11 protein-coding genes and 1 pseudogene are annotated in these 14,020 nt (G+C 63.9%); 8 read left to right on the top strand and 4 right to left on the bottom strand.

Annotated features, from left to right (window positions below; genetic code table 11):
- The first annotated feature begins 26 nt into the window (after window positions 1-26).
- Window positions 27-1,259 (top strand): hypothetical protein, encoded by a 1,233-nt coding sequence (locus tag PV772_RS15630; RefSeq protein WP_347886717.1) that lies wholly within the window; start codon window positions 27-29, stop codon window positions 1,257-1,259.
- 68 nt (window positions 1,260-1,327) lie between these two features.
- Window positions 1,328-1,534, top strand: coding sequence for a hypothetical protein (locus tag PV772_RS15625; protein ID WP_347886716.1), 207 nt, complete (start codon window positions 1,328-1,330; stop codon window positions 1,532-1,534).
- 775 nt (window positions 1,535-2,309) lie between these two features.
- Here the strand turns inward: PV772_RS15625 and PV772_RS15620 are convergent.
- Window positions 2,310-3,410, bottom strand: coding sequence for an ATP-binding protein (locus PV772_RS15620; RefSeq protein WP_347886715.1), 1,101 nt, complete (start codon window positions 3,408-3,410; stop codon window positions 2,310-2,312).
- A gap of 573 nt (window positions 3,411-3,983) precedes the next feature.
- On the opposite strand from PV772_RS15620, the gene PV772_RS15615 reads away from it, so the two are divergent.
- Entirely contained in the window at window positions 3,984-5,060 is a 1,077-nt protein-coding gene (locus PV772_RS15615) for a response regulator (protein WP_347886775.1), read from the top strand.
- A gap of 458 nt (window positions 5,061-5,518) precedes the next feature.
- On the opposite strand, the gene PV772_RS15610 is transcribed toward PV772_RS15615, so the two are convergent.
- The 3 genes from PV772_RS15610 to PV772_RS15600 all read right to left on the bottom strand — a co-directional run bounded on the left by PV772_RS15610 (window position 5,519) and on the right by PV772_RS15600 (window position 9,126).
- A complete protein-coding gene (locus PV772_RS15610) occupies window positions 5,519-6,871 on the bottom strand; it encodes an adenylosuccinate lyase family protein (protein ID WP_347886714.1) in 1,353 nt (450 codons plus the stop codon).
- Between the two features lie 10 nt (window positions 6,872-6,881).
- Window positions 6,882-8,300: a cation:dicarboxylase symporter family transporter gene (locus PV772_RS15605; protein WP_347886713.1), complete on the bottom strand. Its 1,419-nt coding sequence runs from the start codon at window positions 8,298-8,300 to the stop codon at window positions 6,882-6,884.
- Between the two features lie 103 nt (window positions 8,301-8,403).
- The gene (locus PV772_RS15600; RefSeq protein ID WP_347886712.1) at window positions 8,404-9,126 is read right to left on the bottom strand and encodes a GntR family transcriptional regulator; all 723 of its coding nucleotides are present in this window, start codon (window positions 9,124-9,126) and stop codon (window positions 8,404-8,406) included.
- An 84-nt stretch (window positions 9,127-9,210) separates the two neighbouring features.
- On the opposite strand from PV772_RS15600, the pseudogene PV772_RS15595 reads away from it, so the two are divergent.
- The 5 genes and pseudogenes from PV772_RS15595 to iolD all read left to right on the top strand — a co-directional run.
- Window positions 9,211-9,300, top strand: a pseudogene (locus PV772_RS15595) (ATP-binding protein); the annotation flags it as partial.
- Window positions 9,301-9,567: 267 nt separating this feature from the next.
- Complete coding sequence (locus PV772_RS15590; protein WP_347886711.1) at window positions 9,568-9,972, top strand: tautomerase family protein; 405 nt, start codon at window positions 9,568-9,570, stop codon at window positions 9,970-9,972.
- Between the two features lie 175 nt (window positions 9,973-10,147).
- Entirely contained in the window at window positions 10,148-11,164 is a 1,017-nt protein-coding gene (gene iolC, locus PV772_RS15585; RefSeq protein WP_347886710.1) for a 5-dehydro-2-deoxygluconokinase, read from the top strand.
- Window positions 11,161-12,099 (top strand): deoxyribose-phosphate aldolase, encoded by a 939-nt coding sequence (locus PV772_RS15580; RefSeq protein ID WP_347886709.1) that lies wholly within the window; start codon window positions 11,161-11,163, stop codon window positions 12,097-12,099. The genes iolC and PV772_RS15580 overlap by 4 nt, the downstream gene beginning before the upstream one ends.
- 2 nt (window positions 12,100-12,101) lie before the next feature.
- The coding region (gene iolD / locus PV772_RS15575; protein WP_347886708.1) for a 3D-(3,5/4)-trihydroxycyclohexane-1,2-dione acylhydrolase (decyclizing) at window positions 12,102-14,020 on the top strand (1,919 nt) is incomplete at its 3' end.

Below are 14,020 nucleotides of genomic sequence, written 5' to 3'. Positions count from 1 at the left end.
TCACACCACCAGTGCAAGGGAACACCATGAGTGAAGCAGACGGCATCGACGACTTTCTCGACAACAGCATGCGGCAATCCCTGATAGTCGCAGCGCGGATCGCAGAAACGCTGGCACGCCGGCGTCAGGAAGCCCAGCGGCAGCAGCAACACCACGACACCCAGGCGGCGCACGAAGCCCAGGTGCGCCTCGCTGCCGAACGCGCCGCTGCCCGCGCGGCACTGGCACCGATCGAAAAAGACCAGTGGTGGGACACCGCGCAACCAGCAGATATTGCCACCGCCCACGCAGTCGCCGAGGGCTGGAAAGACCACGACCCCACCGCCCTCGAAGCCTCTACAAGAATCCGTGAAGAAGTCCTGGCCCGGTACGGCATCGACACATACGACGTCGGCACGGACACCGCCTACCTTGTATCAGGGATCGACGCCATAGCGACTGGAAAAGCTCGGCCGGACGAGCTGGCACGAAGCCAAGAAGAAGCACGGAAAGCCGCAGTCGAACACGAGAAAGCTATCCAGCTAATCGCGGCTGCGCAGGCACAGGAACTCCGCGCCCAGGCGACAAAGTTCGCACCTGAAATGGAGCGCCACCAAGTACCCGTGGAGTTTTTGGCGAACCCAGAACTGGCACAGGCCTTGCAGCGCGCCCACAGCGCAAAGACACCCAAAGCTGCTGCAGCTGCAGACGTCGATATCAAGGAGCGGCTGTTCCTCATCGGCAAGGACGGCATCAACGGCCCCGACATCGAGCAACTGCGCAAAGAAACCACCGCGAACATCAACGGCGCAGGCGACGCCCACTTCACGGACCCCCAATTCGTCAAAGCAGCCAAGGAACTGCACGAAGCCAAACTCCTTGCCGAGGGCGGCTTTACCGGCACTCAGTTCCTGTCCTCGGAACAGCGGTACGAACGCGCCGAAAAGGAACTCTTCACCCGCCTCGAAGACCTCGGCCGGCACATCGAACACCGCGTCACCGGCAACGACAGCAAGCGACTCACAGACCAGGGCCGGGCAGCCGAAAGCACGTCGTCCGCCGGTTACGGCTCAGCCGAACACCACGCAAAGTTTGCCGAGTCCCTGGAAAATACCGGGGCCAGCGACGCGCAGATCCGCGGCCGGCTCACCGCAGCTCGGAGTGAGGGGACCCACCCCGGCGCCGCCATCACCATCGGCAAGAGTGCGGCGAGGGCACGCAAAACCCGGACAGGTGCAGCCGTCGGCACGGAGCGGGCGAAAAACGGTCTAAGCCGCTGACGGCGGCACCACCAATGACGGGCCGCCCAGGCGGCTCCGCCGAAACCCACCCGGCAAGCGAGGAACCCATGACAGACGAGCCCGATATCCCAAAACGCCCACAGATCTACGAGAGCGATCAGGAGGTCATCGAACAGGGCATCAGGTTACTGGCGGAGTTGGACGATGCCCCCCTGAACCAGATGACCCCTCTGTACTATCAACACGGGTTCGAGGAATTACGGATGGTGGTCGACGATCTGCTCCGGATCCTTCGACGCAATCCCGCGAAGTGAGCTAGCCCGGCTGCAGCTGCGGGCCGATGTGAACGCCGTTTGTTCGCGAAGTGTCCGGGCAAACGGCTGCCCTGAGCATTTCCCGCGGTGACAGCAGAGACGCGCGACGTGCTCACCCTCGACGCCGGAGACTGCGTCCATGCCCGGTGGGCCAAGTTGGATCCGGGCTCAACGGGTGGCATGACGGTTTGCAACGCGGATACTCGACGATTCACTTCACCGCCCGCCTGACCTCGGCCGCTAGGCGCGCAGAGTGGGGCCAGCCAAGAATTCACTGTGGCGGGCCGGCGGTGGGGCCCACCGAAATTGATGGATGACCCGCCGCCGGCCCTTCCCCACTTCAAGACCCCACCCCCCAATCGGCGGGAACTTGGTTCAAGGCTAGGACCGGTTACCAAACGGCAGCCCCTGTTAAGCACAATGTTCGCTCAAGACTGTCCCAACCCCGGCCCTGCTATTTTCCGGGGGAGCATGCCCCTGAGCGACGGCCATCAGGTTACTCCAGGCAACTTTCTGCTGAGAGTACGCGCACCTGTACCGGTTCCTCACCAGCGACCCGCCTGCACCCCGGCGCCCCATCATGAGGACACTATGGAAGCCGTGGCCGACCCGTCGCACCCCGGACCACAGCGAACACGCCTCATGGGTGGCAGGTATGACCGGTTCCGACTCGCCTTGGCCCCAGCGTTCCTGGACATTCCTGCGCTGAACCCGGGTACTGGCCGGTGAGTTCTGACTCTGCTCCCGGGGCTTGCGCGGTTCCGGGTCGGTGGTCTTAGTCGGCGTTGAGGTTGCGAAGGTACTGTCGCAGGCCTGGTATCGCGAAGTCGATTTTGCCGTGGCCGGCTGGTTCGACCAGGCCTGCGGCCAGCAGGCGTGAACGGTAGTTGGCCACGAGATTGGTCTTCGCTTTCAAACGCTGTCCGATGTCGCCAGCGATGGATGGCCCGTCATCCTGGGCCATGGCGCGCAGGAAATCGAGGTCCTTTCCAGACGCGGTGGAGAGGGCGGCTTCGATGACGGTTCGGGCGTTGCGCCGGTGTGCGGCCTGAACCGCCCGGTCCGCCTCGGCAGCGGTCACCGCGCCGTTGTTGTTCTCGGCTTCGCGCCAGAGGAAGTATCCGACGAGCTGGATCAGGAAGGGGTAGCCGCCGGTAGAGGCGGCTGCTTCCTGGACGAGATGCGGCGGTATGTCGAAACCGGCCGCGGCGAAAATGGAGGTGAAGGATCTTTCGACGTCGCGGATGCCCGCTGCGTGGAGGTCTATTTTGTCGGCCCGGCGCAGGAACGTCGCGACACCTTCGTTGAGCAGGTCCGATACCGCGGCGGGCAGTCCGGCGAAAACCAAACCGATCGGCAGCCGGTCCTGAATGAAGTGTTGAACGCTCGCTGCCAACTGCGCCAGTTCGTTGCGGTCCGCGGCGTGAATCTCATCCACTGTGATGATCAGGCCGGTGTTTCTGTCGTTGAGGAGTTGGAGGAGTTCTTCGCCGAGCCTGCGCCATGCCACCTGGCGTTCGGGTGCCAACTGGGTGGTGATGCTGAAGCCTGCTGCGCCGATGGCGGTGATGCGCCGGTTCTGCGGGCCGGTGCCAAGTTCCTCGGTCAGGGTGCGCATCGCCTCGCCGATGCGGCCCATGAAGCCTTCCGTTGCGGTCTCGGCGATGACTGCCCAGCCTTCCTGGCGGGCGGCGTCGTGTGCTGCCCCGAGCATCACCGTCTTGCCGATCCCGCGGGCGCCGGTGAAGATGGTCAGCAGGCCCGGGGCGCCCGAGCCAAGCCGGAGGCCGTACTGGAATTCGTCAAGGAGGCCTGCCCGGCCGACGATCTCCGGTGGAGTCGCTCCCGCCGAGGGTCTGAATGGATTTTCAATCACAGATCCATCCTATGAGTTTCTGTGAGTTTTGTGAGTTAGGCGCCTCCGGTGAATCCTGTGAGTTTTGTGAGTATCGTTCTCGGGTGAAGCGCCCGCAAGAACTCGAAACACGGGCCGACCGAACACCCGGACGGAGACGCACACCCAAAATATATCCCTCCGACCTCAACTCCGAGGGCACCCCGTACTAGGCGCGGAGACTGGCGGCCCTCGTACCCAAGGAAATGGGTGCTTTCGCAGTGGCCTTTACAAGCAGGAGGTCGGATCGCAGGACCGCAGACGTTCTGGAGCTTCCCGCAGACGTCAGGTTGGTTGCCCGACGGTAGCGAATGAGAACGTAGTCGAGGGTCCGGTGGAAGTTGTCCTTCATCGTGGGATCCATCGACATTGGTCGATGGGTAGACTCAGCCTTGTCCGGTTGAGGCAACGGGCTGCATCATCGACACGGCGGGGGTCGAGTGTTACCTATTTTGATTTGCCATGGTCAGGCCACTTTCTGTGGTGACGAAGGGCTGGGCCGTTGTCGTGGGTGAAACGGGGATCAGCGGAGCACAGGAACAACTCGTGCCCGTCATGAGGGTGTTGGTCGTTGACGATGACCCGGGGTCCTTGCTAGTCGCGAGGGCAGCGGTTGAACAGTCGGGACATGAATGCATCACCGCCGCTGACGGCGATACTGCCTGGGAGCTTTACCGTAACCATCAGCCGCACGTGGTCGTAACGGATCTGAGTATGCCCGGGATGGACGGGCTCAGCCTCTGCCGCGCCATCCGAGCCGCTGACAAAGACAACTACACCTATCTGGTGCTGGTGACCTCCCACGGATCCCGAAATGACGTCCTGGCCGGCATGGACGCCGGCGCCGACGATTACGTCACAAAACCACTGGACCCCTTCCACCTCCACACCCGATTACTCGCCGCGCACAGGGTCACAAGTCTCCACTCGGACCTTGTTGATGCCTTGGCTGTGGCCAGGAGCAGCAACGAACGTCTTGCGGATTTCACCGGTCGGGTCAGCCATGATCTCCGCACCCCGCTGACATCAATTCTCGGATATACGGAGCTCGGTTCTATCGACATGGACCCCGACCCGGCGGAGATCGCGGAATACCTGCGCATCGCGGGTTCAAGTGCCCGCAGAATGCTGTCCATGGTCGAGGAACTGCTCGGATTTGCCTCCCTCGGAGGTTCCCTCGAGAGGAAACAACTTTCCCTGTCGGATCTGGTGGAAGAGGTCAGCATTGACATGAGCTTGGGCTTACGGGTGTCCGGCGCGGTCCTTACGTGTCAGGACCTGGTCTTTGATGCGGACGAGGGGCAGATGCGGATGGCCTTGCAGAACCTGATCAGTAACGCTGTCGCGTACAGCCGCCCCGGGGTTCCTCCGGTTATCCGTGTCGAGGGTGAGCGTTCGGACACCGGGGTCGTAGTGAGGGTGGTGGACAACGGTAAGGGAATCAGTCTGGGCGACCGCGTCCGGGTGGTCGAACCACTGGTGCGACTGCACCGCGACGGCGATCCCGGCGGGTCCGGGTTGGGCTTGGCGACCTGTTCCAGGATCGCCGCAGCGCACGGAGGCCGACTCGAAATTACTGGGAGTCCCGCTGAGGGCACCACGGTGAGTCTGCATCTCCAACAAACTCGATAGCGGAACCACCGCGATGTCAGGCTGGGGTCTAAGACCACTCTCCAGGCCTGTGCAGCAACTACCTTGAGAACCCAATTCTGACGCTTTGCTCATCGTCACCTGACGTCAGGTTAGGGTGTGCTGCGTCGGACGATCAGCCTGCAAGCGCTGTTCGAAACTGGCTATAGTCTGGGACCGGAGCGTATGCAGGCGTCGGTAGCTGCTCGGCGCCGAGCGGCTGTGACAGTTGGCGATAAATGGCGGTGTTCTTGCACCGCTCCGTGTCGCCCTCGGATCACGCGCCGAGGCCGGCTCGGCCCGGAGGCAGTCTCCCGCCGGCGCCGGCTCGAACTACCTCGTAACTCGACGATTTCGAGGCAGAGGGATTATGAGACAGGGATCAGACGTCTCACCTGTTAAAAGACCAGGCCCACCGGTGCACTCGCGTGCACGGTGGGCTGGCCGTTCGGATGTCTGGACTACCGCGTGCGGGCAGAGATGACCTGTTTGGTCATGGCGCCTGCGCTGCCAAGGTAGCCGGCGGGGTCGCAGAGGTGGGCGATGCGTTGTGCACCGAGGTGCTGGACGAGTTCGGGGTGGGCGAGGAGTTCGGATTCGAGGGTGGTGTGGGTTTCGATGGCGGTTTTGCAGGCGTCGTAGATGACGTGGTGTGCTTCCTGGCGGCCCAGGACCGGGGCGACGGCCATCATGACGGCTTCGGCGACGATGAGCCCGCCGGTGATAGCGGTGTTTTCGCGCATCCGCTCGACGTTGACTTCGAGGCCGGAGAGCATGAATTCTGCCTGGGCGAGGGAGCTGGAGAGTAGCAGGAAGGACTCGGGGATGGTGGCCCATTCCAGGTGCCAGGGACCGGTGGCGCGTTCGAAGTCCTGCACCATCGCGTCGAACATGGTGGAGGATTTGTCGCGAAGCATCTTTGCTGCGGCGAGCATGAGTTCGCAGGAGATCGGGTTACGTTTCTGGGGCATGGTAGAGCTGGCGCCGCGGCCCATTACGAATGGCTCGGCGGTTTCACCGTATTCGGAGGAGCACATCAGCATGACGTCCAAGGCGATCTTGCCCAGGGAACCGCCGATGTTGGCCAGCAGGGAAACCAGTTCTGCGAGGCCGTCACGGGCGACGTGCCAAGTGATGTCGGGGTCAGTCAGGCCGAGCTCCGTTGCCAGGGCGGCCCGTGTTTCCAGGCCTTCTGGTCCTTCGCCAAGGGAGGCGAGGGTGCCGGCGGCTCCGCCGAACTGGACCATCAGGTCCCGCTGGGTGGCCTGAGCGAGGCGGTCGGCCTGCCGGTCAAGGGAGGAGAGCCAGACGGCGCAGCGGTAGCCGAAGGTCACTGGCAGGGCGTGCTGCAGGTGCGTGCGGCCGGCGGCGAGGGTGTTGACGTGGGTTTCTGCCAGCCGGGCGAGGGCGGAACGTACGCCGTCGAGCTGTTCGGTGAGGATGCCCACGGCTTCCTTGCACTGGAGCATGGTGGCGGTGTCCATGATGTCCTGGGTTGTTGCGCCCCAGTGGATGTAGCGGCCGTCGTCGCCGCACTGTTCAGAGAGCTGCTGCACGATGGGCAGGATGGGGTAGCCGACGATTTCTGTTTCGAGGCGCAGGCGTTCCTGGTCGAGTCCGGCGAAGTTTGCGGTCTTGGTAATCCTGGCGGCGGCGTCGGCGGGGATGAGTCCGACTTGGGCTTCGGCACGGGCGAGTGCGGTCTCGGTGTCGATGATGCGGCTGACGTAGGCGTCGTCGCTGAAGATGGCGCGCATTCGGGCGGTGCCGAACATGTCGCGGAATAGCAGGGAGTCGTAAACGGTGGAGCTCATGGATGGTCCTTTATTTCGTGGAGGCGGTGGAGACGATTTCGGGGGCGCCGCTGGTGGCTAGGGCTGGTGTTTCAGCGGCGGTGCCGTGCCCGGTAGGGGAAGCTGCTTCCAGGGCTTCCTGGCGGTCCATTTCGGCGAAGAACGCGGCGGGGTCGGCCAGTGCGCGGCGGACCTTCCGGGCGTCCATTTCCTTAGTCATCTTGGAAACAACGATGGTGGCCACAACGTTGCCGAAGGTGTTGCAGAAGGCGGTGGCCATGGACATGAACCGGTAGACGCCGAAGAGGATGGCGACGCCTTCCAGCGGGAGGTATCCGGTGGCGGCCACAGTGGAAGCAAAGACGACATAGGTGCCGCCGGAGACGGTGGCTGCACCTTTGGAGGTCAGCAGCATGATCGCGAGCAGGCCCAGCTGTTCGCCCAGTCCCATGTGAACGCCGAAGGCGTTGGCCAGGAAGATGGTGCACATGGACATGTACAGCGAGGTGCCGTCAAGGTTGAAGGCGTAGCCGGTGGGAACGACGAGTCCGACGCTCTGCTTGGAGCAGCCCATCGCGGTGAGCTTCTTCAGCAGTCCGGGCAAGGCCGACTCAGATGAGGCGGTGCCGAGCACGAGGGACATTTCGACCTTCACGAAGCGCAGGATGCGGAAGACGTTGAACCCTGCGATCAGGCAGACGAGGCCGAGGACCACGGTGATGAACAGGGCGACGACGGCCCAGTATTCGAGCACGAGCTGGGCGAGTGCGATCAGCATGGCGCTGCCGTTGGTGCCGACCGAGTAGGCGATGGCACCGAAGGCGCCGATGGGTGCGAGCTTCATGATCACGTTGATGAAGCCGAAGAATGCCTCGGAGACGGTGTCGAGGCCGCCTTGGATCCTGCCGAGAACGGCCGGCTTGAGGGTCAGGAGGCCGGCGCCGAAGATCACGGCGAGAATAACGACCTGCAGCAACTGGCCGGACGTGAAGGCACCGAAGAAGTTCTCCGGGAAGATTCCCTTCAGGAAGCCGGCAAAGGAGTGGTCGCCATCCGTTGCCGGGGGCTTTCCACTGTTAGCGGTGAGCGCGCCGGCGCCTTCCCCGACCTGCAGGAGGTTAGCGGCCAGCAGTCCCAGGCCAAGGGCAACGGTGGAGATCACCTCGAAATAAATCAGAGCCGAGAACCCGATCCTGCTGGCCTGCTTGAGGTTTCCGGCCGAGAGGATGCCCAGCACCACCGTCAAAAAGACCAACGGCGCGATGCCCGCCTTGATCAGCGCCAGGAACAGATCCCCCACGATCTTGAGCTGGGCTGAGAACCCGGGGAAGGCAAAGCCCACCCCGATTCCCAGGGCCATGGCAATCATGACCTGTGTACCCAGGCTGCAGTACCAGGCTTTCTTCGGACGGGGAGCGGCTGCTTCCAGGAGCTGTTCTTGCGACTTCATTGACGCCTCACTTGTCTAGACACATTTTCTGTCTAGACAAATGTGAGGCATGTCATGGGGTGATGTCAAGGCCGGTCTTGCAGCAGGCGACCGAAAGGCGGTTCTAGCCGCGCTCGAGGACCGATTCGTAGACGAAGCGGGCGGCCGGGTGTGTGCTGATCGCGACAGCAAGGATCCCGCCGTCAGCATCGATATAACGCCTCGTCAGCCGCAACGCCACTGAGCCGGGTATTTCCCCCAACGCCTTGGCAGCTTCCTCGTCCAGTACGGTCGCTTTGATCTGCTGCAGAACCCGGATGACTTGGCGACCGGTGCGCTCGGCGACCAGGTCGGCGACGAGCCGGTCACTATCCTTGAGGTCATCCTGAATGAGGTGTGCATCCGCGGGTGAGATGTAGACCTTTGCCCAGGACGCCGCCCGGCCGCCCTCCGCGGGATCCCGTCGGGTTGATGTGATGACCGTGCGCAGCGTACCTTCAGGCACCACCAGCTCATCAGCCAAAGGGCCGCCAACAACCACCTCTTCGACGGAGAGGATGGTGCGCTCAGCCGTCCGTCCATACTGCGCCAATTCCTCGATCGAGGAGAGCGTTGTATGGAATTCCTGCACCGGCTGGAGCCTGACGACCCGTGTACCCTGGCCCTTACGCCTGGCAATCAGGCCGGCATCCTCGAGTTGACGAAGCGCCGCGCGGAGCGTTTCCCGGGACACTCCATACTTGGATGCGAGCTCCGGCTCGGACGCCAGGAAGGCGCCCACCTCCCACTGCCCTTCGGCGATCCGGGCCTGCAGATCCTCAGCGATCGTTACATATCTGGCCGCCATGGCAGTCCATCCCTTCCAAGCTCATTCCTGCAAACAAGTCTAGACAGGTTGACCGACTCTCTTGATTCCTTTTTCCCTCCCTAGATCACCCGCGTACTGAAGATCAACCAGCTCGAAACCATCACTGACGACGTCATCGAAGCAGCCGCCAGCACTCTGGTCATCCGCAACTAACGACAAACAGCGCAAACAAAGCACCGTCAAAGATCGCCGAACTTCACAGCTCATGCCGCCCCACTCTGATGTCAGGTTGAGGTGTAGTCCAAGTGGGCAATCTCGCCGGCAGCGAGCCATTTCTCCGGACTTGAGGAGATTTGCTTTGGTTGCGCCGGACGGGCGCCTTCTACCGTTGCAGCGCCAAGATCAGCTAGACCTGGCCAACATTGCCGACGTTCCTCTATATTGTTAGAATGTTCTAACATACTCTCAAAGGAGAACTCTGTGCCTCTTGTTCGTATTGATGTCAACGAAGGCCGTACCCGCCATGACCTGAAGAAGCTAAGTCGGGGGATCCACGACGCGATCCTTGGCGAGTACGGCATCCCCGAACGCGACTACTTTCATATCGTCACCGAGCACCCCCAGGGGCAGATTTTCGCCCAGGACGCGGGCCTTGGGTTTGAGCGCACTGGGGGCGTGGTGATGATTCAGATCTTTACCCAGGGTGGACGGTCCCAGGAGGCCAAGCAGCGGCTCTTTGCGGCCGTCGCCGAGAAGCTGTCGGCGGTGGGCGTTTCCGGTGAGGATGTCTTCATTGGCTACGTCGAAAACACTGCCGAGGACTGGTCGTTCGGATTCGGCCGCGCGCAGTACGTGACTGGTGAGCTTGCCGTCCCGAAGAAGTAACGCTGAACCCTCCCGGAGGCGTCCAGTCTGACTGTAAGTATGTCAGTACAAACCTTTGACATGACAACCGATCTGTTGCAAGGTAGTTCTGTGGCCCACATCACGGGGCCGCCCAGTTCCGGAGAACCTGCCCCTCAAGGATTCGAGTTCCACACCAGAAAGGTCCACGATTCACGTGACCCACGAGCTTCTTACGATCGGGCGCATCAGCGTTGATATCTACCCGAACGACATCGGGGTTGGCCTGGAGGACGTCAACTCCTTCGGCAAATACCTGGGTGGTTCACCGTCCAATGTGGCTGTTGCTGCCGCCCGCCACGGCCGCCGGACGGGCGTCATTACCCGCACCGGGGACGACGCATTCGGCACTTACCTGCACCGGGAACTGCACAAGTTCAATGTCGACGACACGTTCGTCACGCCGGTAAGGGACTGGCCCACGGCGGTGACATTCTGCGCCATCAAGCCGGCCACTGACGAGTTTCCGCTGTACTTCTACGGCCGTTTCCCCACTGCTCCGGACCTGCAGATCAAGGCTGAAGAGCTGGACCTCGAAGCCATTCGCCGCGCCCGCATCTTCTGGTCCACAGTGACAGGGCTGTGCCAGGAACCTTCCCGCTCCGCGCACCTCGCTGCCCATGAGGCCCGTCCCCGCACCGGCCTGGCCGAGGGGCAGTTCACCATCCTGGACCTGGACTACCGGCCCATGTTCTGGGCCTCCGAGGAAGAAGCCCGCGCAGAAGTGGCCAGGATTCTCCCGCATGTCACCGTCGCCATCGGCAATGACAAGGAATGCGCCGTGGCCGTAGGAGAGGGAACCCCGGACGAGCAGGCGGACCGGCTGCTGGCCGCCGGCGTCGAGATCGCCGTGGTCAAGCTCGGTGCCGAAGGCGTGATGGCCAAGACGCGTACCGAGCGCGTGGTCTCCGCCCCCGTCCCGGTGGAAACCCTCAACGGCCTGGGTGCCGGTGATTCGTTCGGCGGCGCGTTCTGCCACGGGCTGCTGTCCGGCTGGCCGCTGGAGCAGGTCCTGGACTACGCGAACGCCGCGGGAGCGATTGTGGCCTCCCGCTTGTCCTGCGCCGATGCGATGCCGACGCCGGATGAGGTCACCTCGCTGCTGGCCGAACGCGGCCGTACCGTGCCGGGTGCGGCTTCGGGCGCTTCAATTCCCGAAGGAGCAGCACTGTGACCCTGACGCACGCCGCCTCGACCAACGCCGTGGATGACAATCCCCGCCGCTACGAGCACCTAAGCACCATCCGCCTGGAAGACCCTGACGCTGTGGCCCGCGCCGCGAAGTCGCGCCGCCGCCACCCTGGCGTAAAGGCCGGGCGGCAGAACTTCATCGTCGCCGCCGACCACCCGGCGCGCGGTGCCCTGTCCGTCGGCAGCGATCCGGTGGCCATGGCGGACCGGCGCCAGTTGCTGGACCGGCTGCAGATCGCCTTGGCCAACCCGGCGGTTGACGGAGTCCTGGCTTCCCCGGACATCATGGACGACCTGCTCCTGCTGGGGGCCCTGGACGGCAAGCTGGTGTTCGGATCGATGAACCGCGGCGGCCTGTCCGGCCTGGTCAACGAGTTCGACGACCGGTTCACCGGCCACACCGCCGCCGCCCTCGAAGCGCTCGGTGCGGACGGCGGCAAGATGCTGACCCGTATCTGCCTGGGCGACCCGGACACCGTGGCGACCCTGGAAGCGACAGCCAAGGCCATCGATTCCCTGGCGGAGCGGAAATTGATCGCCATGGTGGAGCCGTTCCTGTCCGTCCGCGAAAATGGCCGGGTCCGCAACGACCTCTCCACCAACTCCGTGATTAAGTCCATCGCCATCGCCGAGGGCCTGGGTTCCACGAGCGCCTACACCTGGATGAAGCTTCCCGTGGTGGCGGAGATGGAACGCGTCATGGCCGCCACCACCATGCCAACCGTCCTCTTGGGCGGGGATCCGGACGGATCCCAGGACGAAGTCTTCGCCTCCTGGCAGGCTGCGCTGGCACTGCCGGGAGTTCAGGGCCTCACCGTTGGCCGTACCCTCCTATACCCCGCGGACGGGGACGTCGCCGGCGCCGTTGCCGCGGCAGCCTCGCTCCTGCACCACACCATAGAATTCCCGGAGAACTAGCCATGGGCACAACTACGCGCAGGATGACGGTGGCCCAGGCCGTCGTCGAATACCTTTCCCGGCAGTACACCGTGGACACGGTGGGCGGCGTTGACTACCGTGAGCGGCTGATTCCGGGCACGTTCGGGATTTTCGGGCACGGCAACGTGGCCGGCGTGGGCCAGGCGCTGAAGCAGTACCAGCAGCTGGACCCGGCCCTGATGCCGTATTACCAGGGCCGGAACGAGCAGGCCCAGGTGCACCAGGCTGTCGGTTACGCCCGGCACACCCGCCGCCGCCAGACCTACGCCATCAGCACCTCGATCGGTCCGGGTTCGTCCAACCTGCTCACCGGTGCCGCGCTGGCCACCACCAACCGGCTCCCGGTGCTGCTGCTGCCGTCCGACACCTTCGCCACCCGCGCCGCCGACCCTGTCCTGCAGCAGCTTGAGCAGCCGTACGCCTACGACATCACGGTCAATGATGCGTTCCGGCCGCTGTCCAAGTTTTTCGACCGGGTGAACCGTCCGGAGCAGCTGTTCTCGGCGTTCCACCACGGACTGCGGGTCCTGACGGACCCGGCCGAGACCGGCGCGGTGACCATTTCGCTGCCGCAGGACGTCCAGGCCGAGGCCTTCGACGTCCCGGTCGAGTTCCTGGCGGAGCGGGAGTGGCGGATCCGCCGCCCCGAGGCCGACGACGAGGACATCGCCCGCGCCGCCGCAGCCATCCGCGCCGCGAAGCGTCCGCTGATCATCGCCGGCGGCGGCGGCCTCTACGCCTACGCCAACGACGAACTGGCGAAGTTCGCCGAGCTGACCGGGATTCCGGTGGGTAACACGCAGGCAGGCGTCGGCGTGCTGCCGTGGGACCACCAGTTCTCCCTCGGTGCCATTGGCTCCACCGGCACGACGGCGGCCAACGCCATCGCTGCCGAGGCGGACCTGATCATCGGCATCGGCACCCGCTACGAGGACTTCACCACCGCGTCCCGGACCGCGTTCCAGAACCCGGACGTGCGCTTCGTGAACATCAACGTCGCACCCATCGACGCCTACAAGCACGGCACCACGCTGCCGATCGTCGCCGACGCCCGCAAGGCCCTGGTCAAGCTCAACGCCGCCCTGGGCGGCTACCGGGTCGGCGCAGACCTGGAACAGAAGATCGCCGCGGAGAAGAAGCGCTGGAACGCCACGGTGGACGAAGCCTTCGACACCCGCTGCACCCCGCTGCCGGCACAGAACGAGATCATCGGCGCCACCAACCGGGCCATGGACGCCCGCGACGTGGTCATCTGCGCCGCAGGGTCCCTGCCCGGGGACCTGCACAAGATGTGGCGGGTCCGGGACCCGTTCGGCTACCACGTCGAATATGCCTACTCCTGCATGGGCTACGAGATCCCCGGCGGCTTGGGCGTCAAGCGTGCAGCCATCGCCGAAGCGGCCGGCACGACGGCGGCAGGCGGAGTTGGTGGGGAAGCGGCCCAGGTGCGGGACGTCGTCGTGATGGTGGGGGACGGCTCCTACCTGATGATGCACACAGAACTGGTCACCGCCGTCGCCGAACGCATCAAGCTGATCGTGGTCCTGATCCAGAACCACGGCTACGCCTCCATCGGATCCCTGTCCGAATCCCTCGGGTCCCAGCGGTTCGGCACCCAGTACCGGGCCCTGAACGAGGAACAGCACAGCTTCGACGAGGGCGAGACCCTGCCCGTGGACCTGGCCCTGAACGCCGAGTCCCTCGGCGTGAAGGTCATCCGGATCGAACCGGGGGAAAAGGTCATCGCCGAACTCGAGCAGGCCATCCGCGATGCGAAGGCCGCCCCCGAGAACAGTGGCCCGATCCTGATCCATGTCGAATCCGACCCGCTCCTTGACGCCCCGTCCTCCGAGTCCTGGTGGGACGTCCCCGTTTCGCAGGTCTCCGAGCTGGACTCCAC

Origin of the sequence: Pseudarthrobacter sp. CC12 (genome assembly GCF_039907755.1) — a bacterium.
Taxonomy (GTDB): domain Bacteria; phylum Actinomycetota; class Actinomycetes; order Actinomycetales; family Micrococcaceae; genus Arthrobacter; species Arthrobacter niigatensis.
The sequence above is the reverse complement of the archived record's forward strand: the minus strand, read 5'-3'. Positions and strand labels throughout refer to the sequence as shown.

What these genes read in the sequence shown, in the direction of transcription:
- PV772_RS15630 (WP_347886717.1), top strand. Translation starts at nt 27, where the DNA reads ATGAGTGAAGCAGACGGCATCGACGACTTTCTCGACAACAGCATGCGG.
- PV772_RS15625 (WP_347886716.1), top strand. Translation starts at nt 1,328, where the DNA reads ATGACAGACGAGCCCGATATCCCAAAACGCCCACAGATCTACGAGAGC.
- PV772_RS15615 (WP_347886775.1), top strand. Translation starts at nt 3,984, where the DNA reads ATGAGGGTGTTGGTCGTTGACGATGACCCGGGGTCCTTGCTAGTCGCG.
- PV772_RS15610 (WP_347886714.1), bottom strand. Translation starts at nt 6,871, where the DNA reads ATGAGCTCCACCGTTTACGACTCCCTGCTATTCCGCGACATGTTCGGC.
- PV772_RS15605 (WP_347886713.1), bottom strand. Translation starts at nt 8,300, where the DNA reads ATGAAGTCGCAAGAACAGCTCCTGGAAGCAGCCGCTCCCCGTCCGAAG.
- PV772_RS15600 (WP_347886712.1), bottom strand. Translation starts at nt 9,126, where the DNA reads ATGGCGGCCAGATATGTAACGATCGCTGAGGATCTGCAGGCCCGGATC.